The 22,076-nt window shown below is 72.3% G+C and carries 23 protein-coding genes; 6 read left to right on the forward strand and 17 right to left on the reverse strand.

The window, feature by feature from the left end:
* Positions 1-60: 60 nt before the first annotated feature.
* The 5 genes from ACFQ79_RS05690 to ACFQ79_RS05710 all read right to left on the reverse strand — a co-directional run bounded on the left by ACFQ79_RS05690 (position 61) and on the right by ACFQ79_RS05710 (position 5,147).
* Complete coding sequence (locus tag ACFQ79_RS05690; RefSeq protein ID WP_383579555.1) at positions 61-642, reverse strand: alpha/beta family hydrolase; 582 nt, start codon at positions 640-642, stop codon at positions 61-63.
* Positions 643-845: 203 nt separating this feature from the next.
* Positions 846-1,661 carry a DUF1295 domain-containing protein gene (locus ACFQ79_RS05695; RefSeq protein WP_383579556.1) on the reverse strand — a complete coding sequence of 272 codons (816 nt, stop codon included), beginning with the start codon at positions 1,659-1,661 and terminating at the stop codon, positions 846-848.
* Positions 1,658-3,118, reverse strand: coding sequence for a class I SAM-dependent methyltransferase (locus tag ACFQ79_RS05700; protein ID WP_383579557.1), 1,461 nt, complete (start codon positions 3,116-3,118; stop codon positions 1,658-1,660). Before ACFQ79_RS05700 ends, ACFQ79_RS05695 begins: the two co-directional genes overlap by 4 nt.
* Positions 3,115-3,840 (reverse strand): DUF1365 domain-containing protein, encoded by a 726-nt coding sequence (locus ACFQ79_RS05705; RefSeq protein ID WP_383579643.1) that lies wholly within the window; start codon positions 3,838-3,840, stop codon positions 3,115-3,117. Before ACFQ79_RS05705 ends, ACFQ79_RS05700 begins: the two co-directional genes overlap by 4 nt.
* Positions 3,841-3,890: 50 nt before the next feature.
* Positions 3,891-5,147 carry an NAD(P)/FAD-dependent oxidoreductase gene (locus tag ACFQ79_RS05710; RefSeq protein ID WP_383579558.1) on the reverse strand — a complete coding sequence of 419 codons (1,257 nt, stop codon included), beginning with the start codon at positions 5,145-5,147 and terminating at the stop codon, positions 3,891-3,893.
* Between the two features lie 221 nt (positions 5,148-5,368).
* On the opposite strand from ACFQ79_RS05710, the gene ACFQ79_RS05715 reads away from it, so the two are divergent.
* Entirely contained in the window at positions 5,369-6,025 is a 657-nt protein-coding gene (locus tag ACFQ79_RS05715) for a M15 family metallopeptidase (protein ID WP_383579559.1), read from the forward strand.
* Positions 6,026-6,145: 120 nt separating this feature from the next.
* Here the strand turns inward: ACFQ79_RS05715 and ACFQ79_RS05720 are convergent, their stop codons facing one another.
* From ACFQ79_RS05720 to ACFQ79_RS05755, 8 genes are all read right to left on the reverse strand, one after another.
* Positions 6,146-7,387, reverse strand: coding sequence for a cytochrome P450 (locus tag ACFQ79_RS05720; RefSeq protein ID WP_383579560.1), 1,242 nt, complete (start codon positions 7,385-7,387; stop codon positions 6,146-6,148).
* Positions 7,384-8,613, reverse strand: a complete 1,230-nt coding sequence (locus tag ACFQ79_RS05725) for a cytochrome P450 (protein ID WP_383579561.1) — start codon at positions 8,611-8,613, stop codon at positions 7,384-7,386. Before ACFQ79_RS05725 ends, ACFQ79_RS05720 begins: the two co-directional genes overlap by 4 nt.
* A complete protein-coding gene (locus ACFQ79_RS05730; RefSeq protein WP_383579562.1) occupies positions 8,610-9,239 on the reverse strand; it encodes an ATP/GTP-binding protein in 630 nt (209 codons plus the stop codon). The genes ACFQ79_RS05725 and ACFQ79_RS05730 overlap by 4 nt, the downstream gene beginning before the upstream one ends.
* On the reverse strand, positions 9,220-9,573 hold the full coding sequence (locus tag ACFQ79_RS05735; protein ID WP_030317245.1) for a DUF742 domain-containing protein: 354 nt from the start codon (positions 9,571-9,573) through the stop codon (positions 9,220-9,222). Before ACFQ79_RS05735 ends, ACFQ79_RS05730 begins: the two co-directional genes overlap by 20 nt.
* Positions 9,570-9,971, reverse strand: a complete 402-nt coding sequence (locus ACFQ79_RS05740) for a roadblock/LC7 domain-containing protein (RefSeq protein WP_017236514.1) — start codon at positions 9,969-9,971, stop codon at positions 9,570-9,572. The genes ACFQ79_RS05735 and ACFQ79_RS05740 overlap by 4 nt, the downstream gene beginning before the upstream one ends.
* Positions 9,971-11,641, reverse strand: a complete 1,671-nt coding sequence (locus tag ACFQ79_RS05745) for an ATP-binding protein (protein WP_383579563.1) — start codon at positions 11,639-11,641, stop codon at positions 9,971-9,973. Before ACFQ79_RS05745 ends, ACFQ79_RS05740 begins: the two co-directional genes overlap by 1 nt.
* Before the next feature lie 317 nt (positions 11,642-11,958).
* Positions 11,959-12,840 carry a hypothetical protein gene (locus ACFQ79_RS05750; protein ID WP_383579564.1) on the reverse strand — a complete coding sequence of 294 codons (882 nt, stop codon included), beginning with the start codon at positions 12,838-12,840 and terminating at the stop codon, positions 11,959-11,961.
* Positions 12,841-13,547: 707 nt separating this feature from the next.
* A complete protein-coding gene (locus tag ACFQ79_RS05755) occupies positions 13,548-14,552 on the reverse strand; it encodes an AraC family transcriptional regulator (protein ID WP_383579565.1) in 1,005 nt (334 codons plus the stop codon).
* A gap of 93 nt (positions 14,553-14,645) precedes the next feature.
* Here ACFQ79_RS05755 and ACFQ79_RS05760 point away from each other — a divergent pair, with 93 nt between their 5' ends.
* A complete protein-coding gene (locus ACFQ79_RS05760) occupies positions 14,646-15,575 on the forward strand; it encodes an NADP-dependent oxidoreductase (RefSeq protein ID WP_383579566.1) in 930 nt (309 codons plus the stop codon).
* Between the two features lie 12 nt (positions 15,576-15,587).
* Here the strand turns inward: ACFQ79_RS05760 and ACFQ79_RS05765 are convergent, their stop codons facing one another.
* The 4 genes from ACFQ79_RS05765 to ACFQ79_RS05780 all read right to left on the reverse strand — a co-directional run bounded on the left by ACFQ79_RS05765 (position 15,588) and on the right by ACFQ79_RS05780 (position 17,847).
* Positions 15,588-15,761, reverse strand: a complete 174-nt coding sequence (locus ACFQ79_RS05765) for a hypothetical protein (protein WP_383579567.1) — start codon at positions 15,759-15,761, stop codon at positions 15,588-15,590.
* A gap of 159 nt (positions 15,762-15,920) precedes the next feature.
* Positions 15,921-16,688, reverse strand: a complete 768-nt coding sequence (locus ACFQ79_RS05770) for an anti-sigma factor domain-containing protein (RefSeq protein ID WP_383579568.1) — start codon at positions 16,686-16,688, stop codon at positions 15,921-15,923.
* Positions 16,685-17,251 (reverse strand): ECF RNA polymerase sigma factor SigK, encoded by a 567-nt coding sequence (gene sigK / locus ACFQ79_RS05775; protein WP_383579569.1) that lies wholly within the window; start codon positions 17,249-17,251, stop codon positions 16,685-16,687. The genes ACFQ79_RS05770 and sigK overlap by 4 nt, the downstream gene beginning before the upstream one ends.
* A gap of 161 nt (positions 17,252-17,412) precedes the next feature.
* Positions 17,413-17,847, reverse strand: a complete 435-nt coding sequence (locus ACFQ79_RS05780) for an ATP-binding protein (protein ID WP_383579570.1) — start codon at positions 17,845-17,847, stop codon at positions 17,413-17,415.
* A 240-nt stretch (positions 17,848-18,087) separates the two neighbouring features.
* Here ACFQ79_RS05780 and ACFQ79_RS05785 point away from each other — a divergent pair, with 240 nt between their 5' ends.
* From ACFQ79_RS05785 to ACFQ79_RS05800, 4 genes are all read left to right on the forward strand, one after another.
* Positions 18,088-18,480: a hypothetical protein gene (locus ACFQ79_RS05785; RefSeq protein ID WP_383579571.1), complete on the forward strand. Its 393-nt coding sequence runs from the start codon at positions 18,088-18,090 to the stop codon at positions 18,478-18,480.
* A gap of 361 nt (positions 18,481-18,841) precedes the next feature.
* On the forward strand, positions 18,842-20,005 hold the full coding sequence (locus tag ACFQ79_RS05790; protein WP_383579572.1) for an extracellular solute-binding protein: 1,164 nt from the start codon (positions 18,842-18,844) through the stop codon (positions 20,003-20,005).
* Positions 20,006-20,262: 257 nt separating this feature from the next.
* Positions 20,263-21,168, forward strand: coding sequence for an endonuclease/exonuclease/phosphatase family protein (locus ACFQ79_RS05795; protein WP_383579573.1), 906 nt, complete (start codon positions 20,263-20,265; stop codon positions 21,166-21,168).
* A gap of 249 nt (positions 21,169-21,417) precedes the next feature.
* Entirely contained in the window at positions 21,418-22,062 is a 645-nt protein-coding gene (locus tag ACFQ79_RS05800; RefSeq protein WP_383579574.1) for a dihydrofolate reductase family protein, read from the forward strand.
* Positions 22,063-22,076 lie beyond the last annotated feature (14 nt).

Raw genomic sequence — 22,076 nt, forward strand, 5'->3', positions numbered from 1 at the left:
CCGCGTCGACCCCTGCCCCTGCCACCCACTCACGTCTCAACCCGGCCCTCCCCGCCGGGCTCAGCCCCCTGACTCCGCCCGCGACAGCAGCGCCGCGGTGAGTGCGGCAGTGCGACGGTGCCAGTGGACGGCGCCGTGGAGCATCGCGTGCCCTCCGGTCGGCATCGGGATCCCGACCGCCTCGGCGCCCGCCGCCCGGGCCCGCCGCACGAAGTCCCAGGACTCCCGGGCGGAGGTGATCCGGTCGGCCTCGTCGTGCAGGACGTGGATCGTGCGTCCCTCGAGGTGCTCGACGGGTTCTCCCGGTGGGCACCAGGGCGCCAGGGCCACCACACCGCGCACCATCAGGTCGCCGGCGGCGCTCAGCGCCGCGCGGCCGCCCATCGAGTGGCCGATGAGGACGACGGGGATCCGCCCGGCCCGCTCTCGCAGGAGCACGAGCGCCGCCGCCGCGTCGAGGGCCGCGTCGCGGCGTGCGCCGTTCCAGCCCCGGTGCCGGTAGCGGACCTCCGCGACGAGGACGTCGCGGTCGGAGAGCGCACGGGCGACGGCGGTCGCGAACGGGCGCATGCGCAGGGCGGCCAGGTCGACGAGGGGTGGCGGCCCGAGGCCCTCGGAGCGGCCGCCGTGCAGCAGGAGCACGGCTGCGGCGGGGACGGTCGGCGCGCTGCGTACGACGAGACGAGCCGATGCGCCGCCCCGCCGTCCCGCGCCCCACAGCCTCCGCCGTTCCCGACGTCCCGCGCTCCCCGCTTCCTGCCGTGCCCCCCGCCATGTCTCCCGCCGCAGGGACTCCGTGGCGGGAGACCCGGGTGAGGCCGGGACCGGTCGGGCGGCGTCGGGTGTCATCGGGCCTCGGTCCTGCGCGCGGTACGGCGGGGCGGGCGGGGCAGGAAGCCGCTCGTGCGGGCGGCGTAGGCCGCGTAGCCCGAGCGCTGCGCCATGTGGGCCTCCAGGAGGCGTTTGCCGCTGCCCCAGATCAACAGGGCGCTCATCACCAGCGGTGACACCAGGACGAGGAGCGCGGTCCGCCAGTCCGCGCAGGCGGTCAGATAGAGCCCCCACCAGACCAGGAAGTCCCCGAAGTAGTTGGGATGCCGCGTCCAGCTCCAGAGCCCCCGGTCCATGATCCGTCCCCGGTTGGCGGGGGCGGACTTGAAGCGGGCGAGCTGATGGTCCCCGACCGTCTCGAAGCCGAGGCCCGTCGCCCAGAGCACGAGGCCGAGCACGAGCAGGGGGTCCGGTCCTTCGGGCAGGTAGGCCGCGGCCTGGACGGGCAGGGAGACGAGCCAGACGAGGGCGCCCTGGAGGAGGTAGACGGTGCGCAGCGCGTAGAGCGCCGGGTGGCCGGGGGCCCGGGCGAGCATCTTCGCGTAGCGGGGGTCTTCGCCGTGGCCACGGCCCCGGCGGGCGATGTGGAAGGCGAGTCGCAGCCCCCAGAGACTGGTCGCGAGGGTCACGGCGAGTCTCCGTCCGTCGTCCCCGTACCCGGCGGAGAGCGCCCAGGTGACGACGGCGACGGCGGTGAACGCGAGACCCCAGGCGACGTCGACGATCCGGTGGACGCCCTTCACCGAGGCGATCGCGAAGGTCACCAGCATGACGGCGAGGGCCGCTCCGGCCGAGGCGGCCAGATTGACCGCCAGCGCGGACGCGTTCATCGGAGCGTCCCGGGCATCCCGTGCGGCCCGGGCATCTCGTGTGCCCCGGGCATCCCGGGCGCCCCAGGCACCCCGGAGGCATCGGCGGCATCGGAGGCGACGAGGCGGAGCTGGCGGACGTCCAGGTAGTGCGCGCGGAAGCCTGCCTCGGAATAGGCCAGGTACAGCTCCCACATGCGCTGGAAGACCCGGTCGAAGCCCAGGGCGCCGACCGCCGCCGACTCCTGGACGAACGTCTCCCGCCAGAGTCGGAGCGTCTCGGCGTAGTGCGCCCCGTAGCCGGTGTCGTGGGTGATGCGCAGGCCGGCGGCGGCGCTCTCGCGGACGAGGGAGTCCGGCGACGGGATGAGGCCGCCGGGGAACACGTACTTGCTGATCCAGGTGTGGGTACGGGCGGTGTGCAGCATCCGCTCGTGCGGCATCGTGATGGTCTGGAGGGCGACGGCCCCGCCGGGCGCGAGGACGCGGCGCAGGGCGTCGAAGTACGTGGGCCAGTACTCGGCGCCGACGGCCTCGATCATCTCGACGCTGACCACGGCGTCGTACCGGCCGTCGACCTGCCGGTAGTCGCGCAGTTCGACGCGTACCCGGTGCGACAGGCCGGCCTCGGCGATCCGGCGCAGCGCGAGCGCGCGCTGCTCCTCGGAGAGCGTGACGGTCAGGACGTCGGCGCCCCGGGACGCGGCGCGTATCGCGAGTTCGCCCCAGCCGGTGCCGATCTCCAGGAGCCGGGTCCCCCGGCCCACGCCGGCCAGGTCGAGGAGGCGGTCGATCTTGCGGTGCTGCGACGCGGTGAACGCGTCCGGCGTGGCGGGGAGGGTGTCGAACACGGCCGAGGAGTAGGTCATGCTCGGGTCGAGGAAGCGGGCGAACAGGTCGTTCGACAGGTCGTAGTGCCGGTGGATGTTGTCGCGTGCGCCTTCGATGGTGTTGCGGTCGTGGGCCGGGCGGCGGCGGACCCAGGCGCCCCGGAGCCGCCGCAGCGGTGCCGGTACGAGCTCGTCCACGTGGGTGGCGAGCACGGTGAGGAGGCCCACGAGGTCGTCGCTGTCCCACTCGCCGGCCATGTACGCCTCGCCGAAGCCGATCAGCCCGTCGGAGCCGATCCGCCGGTGGAAGGCGGCCGGGTCGTGCAGCGTCAGGGTGGGTGGGCCGACTCTGCCGGCGGCGGCCTCGCCCGTAGCGGGGCGGGTTGCGGAGCCGGCTCCTCCGGGGGCGGGGCGGGGTACGGTTCCGGCTTCTCCGGTCGTGGGGCGGGGTACGGAGCCGGGCGGGCCGCCGTGGTGCGTTCGTAGCGGCAGCCGGGCGAAGGCACGGGCGAGTATCCGCCTGGCGATGGCCGTACGCAGGGCCGAGGCGCGCGGGAGGCGGGCGACGTCGGGCCAGCGCTCCGGATCGACGGGCGGGTGGCCGAGGTTCGTGACGCTGGGGGCGGCCGGCGGGACGGAGACGGTCACAGCATGCCTTCTCGGGTGGGCGGGACGGGACGGGGGCGGACGGGAAGTCCCTTGAGGTACAGGCGGATCCCGTGCCAACGGATGCCGGCGCTGACGGCGGCGGTCGACCACGGGTGGCGCAGCGCCGCGGTGAGCAGACCGCGCGTGTCGGCGGGCCGGCGGTGGCCGCGGACGGTGGCGGTCAGCGGCCGGCTTCCGTCGCCGTGCCGCAGCTGGACGGTGACGTCGAGGCGCTCGCCGGGCAGCGGCAGCCGCATCCGGTAGGAGCCTTCGACGTCGAAGAACGGGGAGACGTAGAAGTCCTTGGCGACATCGGCGCGTCCGGAGGCGTCGGGCCGCAGGAGGTAGCAGTGCCGACCGCCGTACGTGTTGTGGACCTCGGCGACGACGCAGACGGGGCTGCCGCTCGTGTCGTGGCACCAGTACAGGGTGAGCGGGTTGAAGACGTGACCGAGCACGCGCGCGTGGGCCAGCATCAGCACCCGTCCGTCGGCGTTCCGTACGCCCTGGGACGCGAGGTAGGCGTCGAGGCCCGCGCGGAGGGTGGGGGCCCGGCCGCCGAAGTGGTCGCGGGCGTCGAAGCGGGCGAGCGGGCGCAGGACGCGGGGGAGGCGGGGCAGGGCGTCGAGGTCGACCAGCCACAGGTACGTGCGCTGCCGCAGGCTGTGGCGCACGGGCTTGACGCGGGTGTGGGCGACCTCGCAGGGGTAGAGAGCCGGCACGACAGGTGAGGTGGGCGCGGTCGCCGTGGCGGGCGCGGCGCGGGTGGTGGTCACCAGGTCACCCCCAGAGCGCGGGCCGCCTCGACTCCGGAACGGCAGCCGTCCTCATGGAACCCCCAGCCGTGGTAGGCGCCCGCGAAGGCGGTCACGGACGTGGCGAGGCCGGGCAGTTCGCGCTGGGCGGCGACGGAGCGGGGCGTGTAGACGGGGTGCTCGTACACCATGCGGGCGAGCACCGTGCTCTCGTCGACGCGGCCGTCCGCGTTGAGGGTGACGAGGTGCGGCTCGTCCACCGGGAGGCGCTGGAGCCGGTTCATGTCGTAGGTGACCTTGACCGCCCCGGGGCGCGCGTCGCAGGAGGGGAGCCAGTAGTTCCACGAGGCCCGGGCATGGGGCCCGGCCGGCAGCACGCTGGTGTCCCGGTGCAGCACGGTGGGGTTGTGGGAGTACGTGAACGCGCCGAGGACCCGGCGCTCGTCGGGGGTGGCGTCGGCGAGCATCCGCAGGGCCTGGTCGGGGTGGACGGCGACGACCACGGCCGCGTGGGTCTCGGACTCGCCGTCCTCGGTGGTGACGCGGACCCGGTCCGTGCCTCGTTCGATCGCGCGGACCGGGGTGGCGGTGCGGACGTCGGCAAGCTGCTTGGCCACCTTCTCGACGTACGCACCGGATCCTCCCGTGACGGTTCGCCACTGCGGCGAGCCGGTGGTGGAGAGGAGCCCGTGGTGGTCGAGGAACCGGAAGAGATAGGCCGCCGGGTACAGCAGTGCGGTGTCGGGAGCACAGGACCACACGGCGGAGACGAGCGGGACGGCGAAGTGGCCGACGAAGTACGGCGAGAACCCGCCGCGTGCCAGGAACGCGCCGAAGGTCTGGCTGTCGTCCGCGGCGGCGAGCAGCCGGCGGGCCGCCCGGTGGAAGCGCGGTACGTCGGTGAGCATCCTCAGATGACGGCCGCGGCGGAGGTTGCCGCCGCCGAGCAGGCCACGGGCGCCACGGGCACCCGCATAGTTGAGACCGCAGCCGTCGCACCGTACGGACATGCTCATCTCGGCGTCCTGGGTCGCGACGCCGAGCTCGCGGAAGAGCCGCAGCAGCTGCGGGTAGGTCCGCTCGTTGTGGACGATGAAGCCGGTGTCCACGCGTACGGTGCCGCCTTCCCGGGTCGGCAGCTCATGGGTGTGTGCGTGCCCGCCGAGCCGGGCGTCCGCCTCGTAGAGCACCACGTCATAGGTCCGCGACAGCACATGAGCGGCTGTCAGGCCGGCCACGCCCGACCCGACGACCGCGACGGTTCGCCGGTCCATTCGTTCCCCCTCGCGTCACGGGGCGTCCGCACACGGGTCGTGCGAAGCGTGCCCATGGGTGATTCGGTGCCCTGGCCGGTTCGGATGGGTGCGGGTTCTCCGGACCGTGCCTGGTGTGCGGGCGGATGCTCTGTGCCTCTTCAGGCTCCGGCGTAGGGAGGCAGCCGCTCAAGACGCATCGGTTGTGCGTCGTTCCGTCCGGGTCGGGAGATGATCACTTCATGACTGAGATCGTTCTGATGTCCGACCCGAAGGTCGCAGCCGTACCGGTCCGGGAGTGTGGTGAACGGCTCGTGGACGTGCGACGAGGCGGCGCCCTGCTGGTCGACCAGCGCAAGTCGCAGGACTCCGCAGGCGCCTTCGTCCATCTGCGGGAAGGCGTGCTCGACCGACTGCTCACCGCGCAGGCGCAGCTGCCCCGGGGAATGCGCTTGCTGTACGTCGAGGGGTACCGCCCGCCGGCCCTGCAACGTCACTACTTCGACGAGTACGCGGCCCGACTGCGGGCCGAGCATCCGGAATGGGCCGCGGAGCGCATCCGGTCGGCAGCCAGCCGCTACGTGTCCCCGCCGGAGATCGCCCCGCACAGCGCCGGAGCGGCCGTCGACCTGACGCTCGCCGACGACGCGGGGCGCGAGCTCGACATGGGCACCCGTATGAACGCCTCTCCGGAGGAGAGCGCGGGCGCTTGTTACACCCGGGCCGACGGCATCGGCGAGGAGGCCCGCTGCCATCGGGACATCCTGGGAACCGCGCTGTCCGCTGCCGGCCTGGTCAACTACCCCACGGAGTGGTGGCACTGGTCGTACGGAGACCGCTACTGGGCCTTGCAGACAGGAGCGGAGGCCGCCCACTACGGGCCGAGGGAACTCGACTGACCCAAGACCTCGGACTTCACGAAGGGCCCGGGCCACGGGCGTGGAGGGCGGAGCGTTCTCCGCCCGGGGAAGGGAACCCGGCTGCCGGGCTGCCGGGCTCCCTCCCCCTCGGCGCGGCCGTCAGGCCAGCACGACCGGGAGGTCGAACAGGTCGTTCTGCGTGACCACCGGCTTGTTGCGCAGCTTCTCGGGGGCGACGGCGAGACGCAGCCCCGGGAAACGCGCGTACAGGGCGGGCAGGGCCACCGACGCCTCCAGGCGGGAGAGGGCGGCGCCCGGGCAGACGTGCGGGCCGTGACCGAAGGAGATGTGACGGTTCGGCGTACGCGTCACGTCGAACGAGCCCGCCGTCGGGCCGTGCTGCTCCTCGTCCCGGCCGATCGCGCCGAACGAGACGATCAGGGCCTCGCCCTTGGGCAGGACCCGGTCGCCCACCTCGATGTCCTCGGTGGCGAAGCGGATCAGCACGTGCGAGGTCGGCGTCGACCAGCGCAGGGTCTCCTCGATCACGTTCGCCCACGGCACCTCACCGGAGAGGACCAGGGCACGCTGCTCGGGGTGGGTCTCCAGGGCCACGACGGCGTTCACGATGAGGCTGATCGTCGTCTCGTGCCCGGCCGCCACCATCAGCTGGAGGGTGTTGGTGATCTCCTCCGTGGTGAGCCGGTCGCCGCCCTCCGACGCCTCGAGCAGCGCGCTCGTCAGATCGTCACCGGGCTTCTCGACCTTGCCCGCCACGATCCCCGCGAACAGCGTGCCCAGGTCCGCCATCATCTGCGGCACCTCCTCGGGCGGCGTCTGCGTCGAGAAGAACTTCTCGAACAGGGCCTTCATCCGCGGGTGGTCGACCGGGTCGACGCCCATGAGGTCGCTGACCACGTTCATCGGCAGCGGGTAGGCGAACTCCGCCTTCAGGTCGACGGTCTCACCCTCCGGGCGCTCCGCGAGCCGGTCCAGCATGCCCGTCGTCAGGGCCTCGATGCCCTCACGCAGCCGCTCCACCCGGCGCGCGGTCAGCGCCTGCGCGACCAGCGTGCGCAGCCGCCGGTGCTCGTCGCCGTCGACCGTCAGCATCGACCTGCCGGGGTTCGCGAGGCCGATCAGCGGCCAGTCCAGGGGTATCTCGCCGCGCTGCCAGGCACCCCAGACCTCGATGTCCTTGACCACACGGGCGTCGGTGAGCAGCCGCCGCGCCTCCGCGTGGTGGGTGACGGCCCAGCAGGCCACGCCACCGGGCAGGACGACACGGGCCAGCGGGCCCGCGGCCCGCAGCCGGGCGCTCTCGCCGTCGAGGTCGGTGACGAACGGGTCCAGGGCGATGGCGTCGGCGGCGGACGCGGCGTGGGCGTGCGGGCAGGTCATCCGATGGCTCCAAGGGCGGGGGTCGGGGTGTAGGTCACGGGGAGCGCGGTGAGTCCGCGCAGCCAGGGCGAGGGACGGCGGGCGAGGTCGGCCGCGGGGACCGCGAGGTCGACGTCCGGCAGCCGGTCGAGCAGCACCTCGATCCCCGTACGGGCGATGGTCTCGGCGACCTCCTGCGCGGGGAAGGGACAGCGGTGCTCCCCGTGGCCGAAGGACAGGTAGGCGTTGTTGCCGCCGGTGAGCCGGCCCGCGTCGGCGCGCACGTGCGGGTCGGAGTTGGCGGCGGCCAGGCCGAGCAGCAGCAGATCGCCGCGGCCGATGCGGCGCCCGCCGAGGTGGGTGTCGCGCGAGGCCCAGCGACCGGCGACGTTCTGGGTGGGGGTGTCCTCCCACAGGACCTCGTTCATCGCCTCGCCGACGCTGTGCCGGCCGCCGGACAACGAGGCGGCGAACCGGTCGTCGGTGAGCATCAGCCGCAGCGAGTTGCCGATCCAGTCGGCGGTGGGCTGATGGCCTGCGGCCAGCATCACCATGAGGTCCTGGGCGACCTCCTCGACCGTGAAGCCGGCGGTGTTGCCCAGCATCCGGGAGGCCACGTCGTCGCCAGGCTCCTCCGCCTTCGCGGCGAGCAGGGCGACCATGGACTCCGCCAGATGGCGCTGACCCTCCAGCGCCCCCTCCTGGCCGTTGATCATGTCGTTCAGGGCCGTGACGAGCCCCGGCCCCTGCTCTTCGGAGAAGCCGTAGACGCTGGCGAGGACGCGTACCGGCAGCAGCATCGCGTACTCGGCGATGATGTCGCAGCTCCCCTTGCCGCACAGCACGTCGATCAGCTCGTCGGCGAAGCGCTCGGCCCGCTCCTTCAGCACGAACGGGTCGATCCCCTCCAGGGCCGAGGAGATGACGTTCGCGCGTTCGCGGTGCCGCTCGCCGACGGTGTAGAGGATGGACGGCTGCTTGCGGCCGATCATCGGCAGTAGCGGCCAGTCCGCCGGAATGGCCTCCCACTGGTTCCACAGATCGGAGTCGCGGGAGAAGAGGACCGGGTCGCTGGTGACCTGGTGGAGCTCGCGGTAGCCGAGGACCAGCCAGGCCGGTATGCCGCCGTCCAGCACGACGGGGGCCACGGCCCCGTGCTCGCGCCGGATCTGCCGGTACAGCTCGGTCGGGTCGGTCTGGAAGCGCGGCCCGCTCAGGGGGACGGGCGGATGCTCGGGGAGGGTCACGGGGTGGGCTCCGGGATCGGCTGCGGGACCGGCCGCGTGGCCGGGGCGACGACGGTCCGCAGGTGCTCGACGAGCGAGATGAGGACCTGCTTGCTGGACTCGCGCGACCGGGCGTCGCAGAAGACCAGCGGAACCTCGTCGGCGAGGTCGAGGGCCCCGCGGATCTGGTCGGGGGTGTGGGCGGGACCGCCGAAGTCGTTGCAGGCGACGACGAACGGCGTCCCGTGGTGCTCCAGGCGGTCGATGGCGTACCAGGAGTCGGCGAGCCGGCGGGTGTCGACGAGCACCACCGCGCCGAGCGTCCCGGAGAACAGCCGGTCCCACAGGAACCAGAACCGCTCCTGGCCGGGCGCGCCGAACAGGTACAGGACGTTGTGGGCGTCGAGCGAGATCCTGCCGAAGTCGAAGGCCACCGTGGTGGCCGATTTGGCGGAGACCCCGGCGGTGTCGTCGACGTCCTCGCCCGCCTGCGTCATCGTCTCCTCGGTGTTCAGCGGACGGATCTCGCTGACCGAGCGGACGAGGGTGGTCTTGCCGACTCCGAATCCGCCGACGACGACGATCTTCAGTCCGTTGTCGGCGGTGCTCTGCAGGGTCTGGCGCTGTTCAGAGGTTACGGAGTCCAACGAGCACCTGCTCCAGGATGTCGTGATCGGGAAGGCGGTACGACGCACGGGGATGCCGGGCGCTGATCCGGCCGGTGTCGTGCAGGTCGGCCAGGAGGATCCGGGTGATCGACACCGGCAGTCCGAGCCCGGCCGCGACCTCCACCACCGCGGTGGGGTACCGGCACATGCGCAGGATCGCGGCGTGCTCCGACTGCATGCCGGGGACCGGGTCGCTCTCGGAGACCACCAGGGTCACCAGGTCGAAGGCGTCGGACCCCGCGCGGCTGCGGCCGCCGGTCAGGGTGTAGAGCCGGTCGGGGGAGTCGTCCCGGCCCGGCCTGCCGCGGCTCATCCCCGGGGCCTCGCGACCAGGTGCTCGCCCAACTGCTCCACCAGCTCGGACATGTTGTGGCCCACGAGGCCGGCGTCGGCGTCCTCGTCGGCGACGACCGCGAGGTGGGCGCCCTCGCCGGCCTCCACGATGAAGAGGATGCCGCCGTAGAACTCGGCGATCGCGGAGCGGACCCCGCCGGTGCCGTCGCCGAACTCCACGGACGCACCGTGCGACAGGCTCTGGATGCCGGCGGCGATCGCGGCGAGCTGGTCGGCCTGGTCGACGGAGAGCTCGGGGGTGCGGCAGAGCTTGAGGCCGTCACGGGAGAGCACCAGGGCGTGCCGGGTGCCCGGGGTGCGTTCCAGCAGGCCCTCGAGGAGCCAGCTGAGCTTCTCGTCGGTGGTGGAGCCGGTCATTACGAGGTGCCTTCCGGGTACGGGGGGTTCGAGGTCGGCGACGGCGTCCGCGGAGCGGACGCCGGGCCGGCCGGGTCGGTGGGTACGGCGGGGGAGCCGGGACGGTCGTCCGCGGCGGACGTGGCGGGGGAGCCGGGACGGTCGTCGGCGGCTGACGGGACCTCCGCCGCGGGGCTGCCCTCGGGCTCGTCCTCCGGCCGGGCGGCGGTGCCGCGGACCGCGCGGCGGAACGTGCCGAACCGGTTCGCCGCGCCCGCGGCCGCGCCGGTGCGGGGCGCTTCGGCGGAAGGCTTCCCGGTGGCCTGCGGTCCCTCGGGGTGGGCGGCGGCCATGGCCCGGCCGCGGCGGCGCTGGGGCAGGCCGCTCTCGCCGAACCGCGGGTGCTCGCCGGTGCTCTCGGCCGCGCTGTCGTGCACGGTCTCGGGCTCGGGGCCCGCGTCGCGGGCGCCGGTCGCGGCGCCGGTCGTGGCGGGCGCGGACACGCCGCGGCCGGATACCGGCGGCAGCGTGTCCTCGGGCGTGGCCGCCGCCTCCGCGGGTGCGTGGCTGATCAGTTCCTGCGGCAGCATCAGCAGGGCGCCGGTGCCGCCTCGCGCGGAGGGGCGGAACGACACGGTGAGGCCGTGCTTGCGCGCCAGCCGGCCGACGACCGCGAGGCCGAGGCGGGTGCCGGAGAGGCCGGCCAGGTCCTGCGGCGCGGAGCCCACGGCGGCCTCCGCGCGGCGCTGCTGCACGTCGCTCATCACGAGGCCGCTGTCCTCGATGGCGATGATGACGCCGGCCGGGACCTCCTCGACGTAGACATGGACCTCGGCGGTCGGCGGCGAGAAGTTCGCGGCGTTGTCCATGAGTTCGGCCAGGGCGTGCATGACGCCCTCGGCCGCGTGACCGGCGACGGCCGCGTCGCTGCTGGAATGCAGCCGCACCCGCTGGTAGCCGCTGATCCGGCCCATGGCGCCGCGGAGTATCGACTCCATGACGATGGGGCGGGCCCAGCGCCGGCCGGACCTGGCCCCGCTGAGGACGGCGACGGAGTCGGCGAGCCTGCCCGCCTGCGCGGTGCGGTGGTCGAGGTGGAGCAGGTCGGTCAGGACGTCCTCGTCGGCGTGCCGGTGCTCCATCTCCCGGAGGTCGGCGAGCATGCTCGTCGCGAGGGCCTGCATGCGGCCGGCGGCGTTGGCCGCGGCCGCCATGGCGGCGGACCGGCCGGACTCGGCGCGGCGCAGCCGGGTCTCGAGCCGCGCGGTCTCGGCGGAGTGTTCCCGAACCAGCACGGCGATCTCGGCCGCGTGGGAGCGGGCCATCTCCTCGGACCGGGCCGCGTGCGCCGCTCGGGCGGCGGCGGTCTCCGCCTCGTGGCGGTCCTTGAGGGTGGCCGTCTCGCGCTCGGCGCTGGCCGTGAACCGGGCGACGTACGCGTCCTTGGAGGCGGCGTCGGTGGCGAGGGTCTCGGCCCGCCTGGCGAGTACGCGCGAGGTCCGCCCGTACCAGGTCACGGCGAAGGCCGCGGCCGAGAGCAGCAGGACGCCGCAGACGGCGAACCAGCCGAGCGGGGCGCGAACTCCGCCGGGTGCCGCGGCGACGGAGGCCACGGCGAGCGCACCGCCTGCGGCGGCGGTCAGCAGCGAGGCGGTCAGGGCAGGACGGAAGGGGGAGGGTGACGCCGACATCAACCAGACTCTCGGGAGCGGGCACGCGGGGAAGGGAGTCGCAACGACGGCACTATAGATGTGTTGTTGATCAGTTCGGAACTCGCGTGATCGGATCGGCATCCATTGATGGGCATACTTTTCCGGTACTGCGCCCAAGAAGGTCCGAACTTGTTGGTCCCGCAGGAAGTACCGCGGGGCAAGCGCTTCCTGACTTTCCCTCGGTTCCGCGCGCTGCCCTACTGGTCCCGGTGCGGCGTGGGTTGGGCCTCGAAGGGGTGGAGGGGGCGGTCGTTCGCCCGATGGCGGTCACAGTGAGTGACCTTGTCGAACGCCGTTCAGTCCATCAGACGGGGCCGAGTGCCGGGGGTCAGCGCGATCCAGACGGCATCGCTCTCCCGGATGACGTAGATCTCGTCCACCTGCGCGTTCCAGTCCCGCGGCACCACGAAGTAGCGGCCGTCGTGTTCGGCGAGCAGTCGCAGATCCGAGTACCGGTAGGGGTGCAGGCGGTCGTTCGAGAACCTCTCCTCCCTCACCGAATCCGTCGGCAGGCTCAGCGGTCTGGTGCTGAGCACGAGCACTCCCGTCCAGTCGGTGACGGCCGCGGCGTGTGCCCGAGCGTCCTGCCTGCCCTGCTGCCAGGCGATGTTGGTCACCGTCCAGAAGAGGAAGACACCGGCGGCGAAGACCGGTACGGCCTGGCGGCGGAAGCCCTGAGGCCGGTGCCCCTCGGCGTTTCGGCACAGGCTCAGGAGCAGCCCGGCGGCGATGGTGAGCGGTCCGACCCAGCCGTACGGCTGGATCTCCTGCCAGAGCGCGAGCAGCACGATCCCCGTGACCACGACGAGTGGGTACCAGCGCGCCGCGGCGGCCTCGACCGGCGTCACACGACGGGGCCGACGGCTCCACGGGACACAGGCCAGCAGGAACACGCACCCGGCCGCCACCATGATGTCCAGGTTCAGCAGGTTCAGGCTCTCCAGGGCGACCTGGCTGAACCCCAGGTTCATCGATCCCCAGTGGAGATTGAAGTAGTCGTAGTACGTGCTGGTGTAGATCGCGCCGATGTAGAACATCAGCGCGGCGATGAAGGTCCCCTGGGCGACGACGATCTTGACGAGGCCGGACGGCCCGTCGAGATCGCCCCCGGCCTGGCGCCATGCCTTCCCGGCGCCGGGCGGGCGCTGCTCCGCCCCGTGCGCGGAGGGCTCGGTCACGGGGTCTCGGGAGCGGGCTCGGGGTTCCCCGGTGAGGTCTCCTCCGGCAAGGGCGAGGCGGGCGGCTGGGTCGGATCGAAGGGCGGTTCCGGCGTCTCGTCGCCGGTCTCCTCCGGCGGGAGGGGCGCGGGAGGGACATAGCCTCCGGACGACTTCTCCGCCGGATCCCGCGTCTCGTCCGTCGGAGGACCGTCCGTGTCCTGCGGCGGAGGAGGCGTATCCGTGTCATCGGCCGGGGGAGCGTCCGTGACCCCGGCAGGCGCGGTCGTGGGGGCGGGGTCCGGTTCATCGGGATCGCAGGCGGCAAGTCCCGTCACACCCAGCAGCATCAGCAAAGCGAGCACCGCGGCACGCGCGCCACGGACGATCCGGTACGGCATCCGACCTCCTTGATCGTCACCGAGCGTAGCGGCTGACAGGGCGGAGAGCCGGGACCCACACCTCCGGGTCCCGGCCCTCCGCCCGATCGGACGCCACATCAGCCGCCACCGGGCCGGACGGCGGCTACGTCGGACGGCGGCGCAGGTCGGACGGCGGCACGAGCCGGACGGCGGCACTGGCCGGACGACGGGCCGGGCCGGACGGCGGCACAGCACACGAGCCGGCACGGATCTTCCTGGGCCGGGGACACTTCGCTCGTCGGGTGCTGCTCCCGCCATCAGAGGCCCCGAAGGAGAACTCCCTGAACGAGCCCTGTGCCGCGGGGCTCAGTACGGACTGGCCGGACGCGGCTTCGTGGTCCGCCGGTACGTGCCGGGGGCCGCTCCGTGTGTGCGTTTGAAGGCATGGGCGAAGGCGAACTCGGAGGTGTAGCCCACCTGGGCGGCGACGGATCTCAACGGCGCGTCCGACGTCCGGAGCAGGCGCGCCGCCACCGTCATCCGCCACCAGGTCAGGTAGCCGACGGGCGGCTGACCGATCAACAGGTTGAAGCGCCTGGCGAACGGAGCCCGGGAGAGCCCGGATTCCGCCGCGAGCTTCGCCACCGTCCACGGCTGCGCCGGATCTCGGTGGATGGCGTGGAGTGCGGCGGTGACCGGGGGATCGTTGAGTGCCGCGGCCCATCCGATGGGGTCGACCTGGGAGGACTGTTCGTCGAACCAGATGCGCAGGACGTAGAGCAGCAGCGCGTCCAGCAGCGCGGGAACGGCGGCGTCCGTGCCCAGGCGCGGGTTCTCCAGCTCCGCGGCCAGGAGGCTCACGGCCGAACTCAGCTCCGGATGGCGGCCCGCCCGCGCCGGCAGGTGGATCAGGTCCGGGAGGCTCAGCAACAACGGGTGCGTGCGGGACGGGTCGAGTTGATAGGCCCCGCAGAGCACTACGGTCACCGGACCGCCGTGGCCGGCCCGGTCGACGCTGTCGGACACGTGGGTGCCGGAGACGTGAGTGTCGCGGACGTGGGCGTCGGTGACGCGGGTGTCGGAACGCGGCAGTTCGTCGGGACCGCAGGCAGGACTCGACACGGGTGTCCCGGGACTGTCGGCCAGCGTGTGCCCCCTGCCGTGGGGGAGGAACACCACGTCTCCCGTGCCGAGTCGGACGGGCTCGGCGTCCCCGGCCAGCAGCCAGCAGGCCCCCCGCAGGATCACCTGGAAGCCCGCCGACCCGGGGACGGAGGCGAACTCCTGTCCCCAGGGGGCGTGCCACCGCACGTGCGCCGACCGGGGCCTGCCCGTTCGCGTCACCGCGACCACATCGCTGAGTACGTCCATGCGTGGAGCGTACGGGTACCTGGGAGACGTACGCGTATGAACGAGGCGCTCTCACACATGGATCGTCTTCATCCGTGGTCGTAGATTCGCGGCATGACGACGATGAAGACCGCACGTATCCATGAGTTCGGCGACGCGTCCGTGATCCGCCACGACGTTGTTCCACGCCCTGCGCCCGCCTTCGGCGAAGTGCTCGTCCGCGTCGCCGCGACCTCGTTCAACCCCACCGAGGCCGCGTTGCGCGCCGGAATGCTGCAGGCGTTCCTGCCTGTGGACCTGCCCTACACGCTCGGCTGGGACGCCGCCGGCACCGTGGCCGAGATCGGCGCGGGGGTGCGGGGCTTCGCCGTCGGCGACCGGGTGGTGGGTCGGCTCGACGGCGGAGGAGCCGCGCAGTACGTACGGGCCCCCGCCGCTCTGCTGGTCGCGGTGCCCGACACCGTCCCCCTCGCGCACGCCGCGGCTCTTCCCGTGGCCGGACTGACGGCGTGGCAGGCGGTGTTCGAGCACGGGAAGGCGGCCGCGGGAGAGCGGGTGCTGGTCAACGGCGCGGGCGGCGGCGTCGGAGGATTCGTGACGCAGCTCGCGAAGCACGCGGGAGCCGAGGTGATCGCCACGGCCGCCGCACGCAGCGCCGAGGCGGTCCGGCGCCAGGGGGCGGACCAGGTGATCGACTACACCGCGGGACCGCTGAGCGCCTCGCTCGACGACCCCGTGGACCTGCTGCTGAACCTGGTCGCGCTGAGCCCCGAGGACGCCGCGGCTCTGGTGCCGCTGGTGCGGCCGGGCGGGCGTGTCGTCTCGATCGCGACACCGGTCGAGCCGGACGCCGCTGCTGGGGTGACAGCGATGCACATGGTCGCCCGGAACGACGTGTCGCATCTGGAAGCACTGGTGGGCCTCGTCGAGGCGGGCTCGGTCACCATCGACATCAGCGCGTCACGCCCGCTGACCGAGCTCGCGGACGTCCACCGTCTCAGCGAGGCCGGCCGGATCCGGGGCAAGGTCATCCTGGTTCCTTGAGAGCCAAGGGGCTCAATGCGCCGCGGCGCCGCTCTCGGCGTGACGGGCGGCGATCTCGTACGGAGACTCGCCATCGCCATCGCCATCGCCATCGGAGTCGGATGCGGAGGCTGAGGCGGGAAAGACGCCCCTCGCAGCCTCTCGCCGCGCTTGTTCCATCAGCCCGCGGAACTCCTCCTCGGTCATCTCCTTCACCTCCCGGCCCTCCGCTCGCTGTTGTCCTCACTCTTGATTCGTTGCCGCCGCCGCGACGGATGGGAGGACGCGACACCTCTCCGAGATCGGCGGTTCGCGCCCCGACGGTCAGGACCCGGTCCACCCCTCACACCGAACACCGTTGCGCTCCTACGCCTTGGTGCTGATGGGGATGATGCCGAGGGGTTCGGTGGTCGGCTGGGCGGAGCCGCCCGCGGGTTCGACGGTGATGCCGACGGCGACCGCGTCTCCCAAGGGGCCGTCGAGGACGCGTGCGGCCCGGTTGCCGGTGTCGTCGAGGAGGCCCGCCGGACGCAGGTCGCCGGCCTCACCGGCGTACCAGAGTTCGTACACCCTGCTACTCGGCAGGGCCGGGAGGTCGCGGGCCGTGAACGCGGCCTTGGCCTGCGCGCGGGAGACGACGACCGCCGCCTCGGCTCCGTCGGAGAGCTCACCGGTGTGGACGGTGGCGTCGGGGGCGGTGAGGACGTCCGCGAAGGCTCCGCCCGTCGTCCGGGCCTGCTCCTGGGCCTGGGCCGCCTGGGCGCGTGCCTCGTCGGCCTCCTGGCGTTCCCGTACGGCGACGGCACCGAGCGCGGCCGCCGCCGCGATGCTCGCGGCGAGCGCGAGACGCAAGCCGTTCCGGCGGAGGGATCCGCCACGGGGGCGGGCGGTGTGATGCCGGCGGTCCTGCGGAGTCCGGGACACCTGTTCCATGACACGCGCACGCAGCTGCTCGGGTACCGGCGCGGTCTCGGCGGAGGCGAGCCGGGCGGCTGTCCTCTCGAACGCGGTGACGTCCCGGCGGCAGATCTCGCAGCCGGCGAGGTGATTCTCGAAGGCGGCTTCCTCCGCGGGTGACAGAGCGTGCAGAACGTATGCCGCGGCATTGAGATGGGGATCCTCCGGCGTCGTCATGATCCGGCCTCCAGACAGGCGCGCAGCTCTTCGAGGCCTTTGCGCATGCGGGACTTCACCGTTCCCTCCGGGGTGGACAGCGAGCGCGCCACCTCGAGACAGGTCATCCCCTGGTAGTAGGCGAGCACCAGCGGCACTCGCCGGAGCCGGGCCAGGGCCGCCAGGCAGCGGTGGACACGGCGCCGCTCGTCGAGGCCCTCGACGGTCTCGGCGACCTCGTCGAAGGCCCGGTCCGCCGACAGCATCCCGGCACGCACCTCGCGGTCCTTGCTCGCCTGGACGGAACGGACCCGGTCCACGGCGCGCCGATGGGCGAGGGTGAGCACCCATGTCTTCGCCGTGCCGAGGTCGGGCCGGAATCGGTCCGCCGTCCGCCACACCTCGATCATGACGTCCTGCGTCACCTCCTCGGCCTGGCCCACGTCCCGCAGGATCCGGCAGGCCAGCCCCATCACCGGCTGGGCCAGCGCGTCGTAGACGCCGGCGAACGCGTCCCGGTCACCGTTCGCCGCCCGGAGCAGGAGCGTGTCGAGGTGGGCGTTCGGCTCGCGTGAGTGAGGCAATGGTCTTCCCTTGTCGCGCCTCTGGTGGTCGGTCGCGCGGGTGTGCGGCGCCGGGTCGCCCTGCTCGGAGTGGCCCGTCCTGTCCGACTCTGCCGCCTGCGGCGGGGTCGTGCCGGGTGGCCGCGCCAGCCGGGTGAGTCCGGAACGGGGGCCGGGGGCCTTCACGGCGGCCCTCGGCGGTCGTGCGCCGGGGTCTGGACCCGCAGTGCGACATGCACGGTCTTGCCGCCGAGACGAGGGACCACCCTGACGGATTCGCCGAGGTGGCGCATGATCTCCAGGCCGAAGCCGCCTCGCTGGTCTCCGGCCGGGGGCCGGTGGACGTCGGGCATCTCCTCGCTGTGGTCGGTGACCGCGATGTCCAAGGACTCGCCGTCCCGGGCGAGCGTCAGGACGCAAGGGCCGCGGGTGTGGCGGACGGCATTGGTGACGAGCTCGGACACGACCAGGACGGCGTCGGCCGTTCGGGCGCAGTCGGCCGCTTCCAGCCAGCGGACCGCGATGCGACGGGCGACGGCCGGACTCCGCAGGCCCCAGGGCAGGTCCACGACAAGGCGTGTCGCGCTGGGCGCTGAGGGTGATGCGGTGATGGTCATGACCGCTCCCTGGAGACGGGGACTTCCTGTGTGAGGGATTCGTAGCCGTCCCGAGCACGGATGACGGATCGACGGCGAGAGCCTCCCGGGCTCCGTCGCACACGATTTACGGCGCTTCTTCATCCGCCGGCGGTCCGGCTCCGAATCCCTGGTGACCCCGCACGGCGAGTCGGCCGTTCGAACCGCACGGCACGGCTCGACGTGCTCACGGAAGTCGACCAATCGAGGGAGGTGTGTCTGATGACCGCGTCCATGCGCGCCCGTCGTCTGGTGGCAAGCGCCGCAGCGGCGGGACTGCTGGCCGGCGGCGCCGCGCTCGGCATGTCCGGCACGGCGACCGCGGCACCCGCGCCCGCATCCGTCGCGACCGTTGTGGCCGGTGACGGTCACGACCACCACGACCGTCACGACCGGTGCGAGTGGAAGAAGGGGCACTGGGAGAAGAAGTGGGTGAAGGGCCACTGGGAGAAGAAGTGGACCTACCACAAGACGTGGCACCCCGGCCATCATGACAAGCACGGTGACTGGCACAAGGGCTCCTGGAGCCACGACCGCCAGTACAAGTGGGTCTATGTCCCCGCCCACTGGGATCACCACTGGGTGAAGGGCCACTGGGACTGCCACCACCGGTGACCACAGGTGACCGGTTCATCCCGCATCCCTGCCGCTGAGGGCCAGGCCTCGTGCCTGGCCCTCGGTGGTGACGGACACGGTGGAGCGGTCTACGCGCGTCGTCATTCTTTTCGGACTATGAGAAAGCACCAGGCCCTCCTGGTGCAGTTGGAGAAGCTTCCACAATCTTCGAGCAGGGGGAGCCATGAGTCCCTTGCCGGGAGAGACTTCCGGACGCACTGTCCAAAGAAATCAAGAGGAACGATCCGTGCGACCAAGACTCTCCGGCGCGGCCGCCTCCGCGGCCGTACTCGGACTACTGGGCTCCTTCGTCACCGCCTGCGGCTCGTCCGGGAGCGGCGACGGGACGACATTGCGCTTGGTGGCGGCCGAGTACGGCAACAGCCCGGAGACCAGCTCCCAGGTGTACTGGGACCGACTGACCGCCGATTTCGTCGCCGCCCACCCGGGCAAGAAGGTCGAGGTCACGCTCTACCCGTGGGCCGACGTCGACCGTGAGGTCACCCGGCTCGTCAACGAAGGCAATGCCCCGGACGTGGCGCTGATGGGCGCGTACTCCGACTTCGCAGCGCAGGGCCGGCTTTACGCCGCCGACGAGTTGCTGCCGGTGAGGGTGGAGTCGAATTTCCTGCCACCGCTCGTGGAAGCGGGTTCGGTCGACAACACGCTCTACGGCTTGCCCTTTGTGGCGAGCAGTCGGCTTCTCTTCTACAACGAGGAGCTCTTCGAAAAGGCGGGAGCGAAGCCGCCGAAGACCTGGACCGATCTGGAAGAGGCGGCCCAGGCGCTGAAGAAGGAGAACGTGCTCTACCCGTACGCTCTGCCCTTCGGCCCCGAAGAGGCCCATGCCGAAGCCCTGATCTGGGAACTGAGCAACGGTGGCGGGTACGCCGGTGAAACCGGCGGATACGACATCGCGTCCGATCAGAACACGCAGACGTTCCGCTGGATCAAGAACAACCTTGTCGAGCCCGGTTTGACCGGTCCGGTCCCGCCGGCCAAGCTCGACCGCAAGGACGCCTTCGCCGCCTTCCTGCGAGGTGAGGTCGGCATGCTCAACGGCTACCCCTCGCTTCTCCACGAGGCAAGGGCGAAGGGCATGAAGGTCGGCACCTTGAGAATGCCGGTGTCGGACACGCTGAAAGACGGTCAACCCATGGCGTCGGCAGGTGTCGCCGACTGGATGATGGCGTTCAAGCGCGACGGCAACCGCGAACTGGTGGGGAACTTTCTGGAATTCGTCTACGAGGACAAGAACCTCAGCGCGTTCGCCAGCCGCTACCACCTGCTGCCCTCGACGGTGACCGCGAGCCTGGCGTCGAAGGACGCGGCGGACCCCAGCAACGAGCAGTTCCTGGACGCCCTGAGCGTGGCCGAGCTCTATCCGGTCAACGAACCGTCCTGGCTGCAGGTGAGCAACACCATCAAGCGGAACATCGGCCAGGCCGTCGCGCCGTCCGCCGATCCGAAGGCCGTCCTCGACGGCATCGCCGACGAGGTCCAGAAGATAGTGGACCAGCCGTAGCCGCGTGATCGACGTGACCGGACCGGCTACCGTCCGGACCGAGGCCTCGCGTCAGCTGCTCAGCGCGTCGCCGTAGCGTTCGGTGCTGCCCGCTGCCTGCCGGTGGTGGGCGGCTGGTGGCTGGGGATGGTCTGTCGGTGAGCCGTGTGGCGGGCATCAAGGGAATGCGGAGACTGATTCGTCTGGTGGCTCGTCCCGGGGGACGGGGCCGACCGGAGGGGGACGCGGGGGACCGATCGGTCTGGGCGCGGGGGCGGGTGTCCGCCGCCTTCGCCGTGCTGACGGCCGGGTTGGTGGTGTTCCACCGGGCGGTGCCCAACTCCGTGGGCCGGTTGGGCAGCCTGCTCGAAGTGTTCCTGCCTTGGCTCGGCCTGGCCGTCGTGGTCCTGCTCGGCGTGGCCCTGTCGCGCCGTTCGGTCACCGCGCTGGTGGCCCTGCTGCTGCCGGCGGCGGCCTGGACGTACCTCTTCGGCGGGCTGCTCCTGCCCGGTGGGAAGCCTGGCGCGTACGACCTGGTGGTGGTCCAGCACAACGTCAGCGACGAGAACCCCGACCCTGCGGGCACGGCCCGTGCCCTTCTCGACGCCGAGCCCGATCTGATCGCGCTGCAGGAGCTGGTGCCCCCGGCGCTGCCGGTCTACGAGAGGACTCTCGCCCCGGCTTACCCGTACCACGCGGTCCGGGGCACCGTCGGCCTGTGGTCGAAGCATCCGCTGACCGGCGTCCGGCTGCTCGATGTCAGACCGCGGGGAGTCACCGGGCCCTGGAGCCGCGGGCTGCGAGCCGTGGTCCACACCCCGCGTGGGGAGGCCGCGGCGTACGTCGCGCACCTGCCCTCGGTCCGGGTGCGGGCGAGCGGCCTCGCGTCTTCGTGGCGCGACGAGAGCGCCGGCCTGCTGGGCAAGGCCGTCGCGGCTGAGGAAGTCAGAGCGGTGATCCTGTTGGGTGACCTCAACGGCACGGTCGACGACCGCGGGCTGGCGCCGCTGACCTCACGGATGAACGTGGCCGAGCGGGGCTTCGCCTTCAGCTTTCCCGCCGCGTTCCCGCTGGCCCGGATCGACCAGGTCATGGCCCGCTCGGCGACCGTCGGCCACATCCGCACCCTGCCCGCCACCGGCAGCGACCATCTGCCGGTCGCCGCCGGGATCACGCTGCACTGAGGGGACGGTCCGGTCCCGGCACTCGTACGCCGGTCCCGGGTCGTTCGCGCACAGCGGGCAACCGCCGGGGGAGTGGGCCGCGGCCGTGACGGCGCGGGACCGGCCGGGCCTCGGCCGACATGCCGCCCGCTTCGGCCGGACGGCCCAACCATCGGGCCGGGTGAGCGGGGTCCGTCGCGTCGATGAATCGGCTGCCGACCGGCAGGGTCTATCTCTTGACGGAGACAACCGACGCATCGGGAGTAAGCCATGGGCCTCATCACCATCGAGCTGTTCGCGACCCTCGACCTCGTCGGGCAGGCGCCCGGCGGTCCCGACGAGGACCCGGTGGGATTCCCGTTCGGCGGCTGGCAGGCGCCCCTGATCGACGAGGTCGCCGGGGCGCAGATCGGTGCCGCGTACGAGGGCACGGACGCCCTCCTGCTCGGCCGGCGGACCTACGACATCTTCGCCGCCTACTGGCCCCACCAGAGCGGCGGCGAGGACGGCGAGATCGCCACGCTGTTCAACGCTGTCCCGAAGTACGTGGCGTCGCGCGGCAGGCCCGACCTCTCGTGGGCGGGCTCCACGCAGCTCGGTCCGAACCTCGTCGACGCGGTGCGTGAGCTCCGTGACCGGCATGAGGACGTGAAGGTCGTCGGGAGTCTGAACTTCGTGCAGACCCTGCTGCGCGAGAAGCTCTTCGACCGCATCGATCTCTGGCTGCACCCGGTCGTGCTCGGCGTCGGGAAGAAGGTGTTCGACGACGGCGCGGTGCCCACCAACGTCACGCTCCTCGCGCCGCCCGTCGCCGGCCCGACGGGGACCGTGTTCCTGCGCTACGGGATCGCCGACGGCACTCCCTCGACGGGGGACATGAGCCTGCCCGGCCGCGGTCTCGGAAGCGACGACTGAGGCTCCGCCCGGCC

Source organism: Streptomyces sp. NPDC056480, assembly GCF_042795405.1.
Classification (GTDB): domain Bacteria; phylum Actinomycetota; class Actinomycetes; order Streptomycetales; family Streptomycetaceae; genus Streptomyces.

Excerpts from the sequence above, each read along its gene's own strand:
- ACFQ79_RS05695 (WP_383579556.1), bottom strand. The coding sequence starts at position 1,661 with ATGAACGCGTCCGCGCTGGCGGTCAATCTGGCCGCCTCGGCCGGAGCG.
- ACFQ79_RS05710 (WP_383579558.1), bottom strand. The coding sequence starts at position 5,147 with ATGGACCGGCGAACCGTCGCGGTCGTCGGGTCGGGCGTGGCCGGCCTG.
- ACFQ79_RS05715 (WP_383579559.1), top strand. The coding sequence starts at position 5,369 with ATGACTGAGATCGTTCTGATGTCCGACCCGAAGGTCGCAGCCGTACCG.
- ACFQ79_RS05720 (WP_383579560.1), bottom strand. The coding sequence starts at position 7,387 with ATGACCTGCCCGCACGCCCACGCCGCGTCCGCCGCCGACGCCATCGCC.
- ACFQ79_RS05735 (WP_030317245.1), bottom strand. The coding sequence starts at position 9,573 with ATGAGCCGCGGCAGGCCGGGCCGGGACGACTCCCCCGACCGGCTCTAC.
- ACFQ79_RS05740 (WP_017236514.1), bottom strand. The coding sequence starts at position 9,971 with ATGACCGGCTCCACCACCGACGAGAAGCTCAGCTGGCTCCTCGAGGGC.
- ACFQ79_RS05745 (WP_383579563.1), bottom strand. The coding sequence starts at position 11,641 with ATGTCGGCGTCACCCTCCCCCTTCCGTCCTGCCCTGACCGCCTCGCTG.
- ACFQ79_RS05755 (WP_383579565.1), bottom strand. The coding sequence starts at position 14,552 with ATGGACGTACTCAGCGATGTGGTCGCGGTGACGCGAACGGGCAGGCCC.
- ACFQ79_RS05760 (WP_383579566.1), top strand. The coding sequence starts at position 14,646 with ATGACGACGATGAAGACCGCACGTATCCATGAGTTCGGCGACGCGTCC.
- ACFQ79_RS05765 (WP_383579567.1), bottom strand. The coding sequence starts at position 15,761 with ATGACCGAGGAGGAGTTCCGCGGGCTGATGGAACAAGCGCGGCGAGAG.
- ACFQ79_RS05770 (WP_383579568.1), bottom strand. The coding sequence starts at position 16,688 with ATGACGACGCCGGAGGATCCCCATCTCAATGCCGCGGCATACGTTCTG.
- ACFQ79_RS05780 (WP_383579570.1), bottom strand. The coding sequence starts at position 17,847 with ATGACCATCACCGCATCACCCTCAGCGCCCAGCGCGACACGCCTTGTC.
- ACFQ79_RS05785 (WP_383579571.1), top strand. The coding sequence starts at position 18,088 with ATGACCGCGTCCATGCGCGCCCGTCGTCTGGTGGCAAGCGCCGCAGCG.
- ACFQ79_RS05800 (WP_383579574.1), top strand. The coding sequence starts at position 21,418 with ATGGGCCTCATCACCATCGAGCTGTTCGCGACCCTCGACCTCGTCGGG.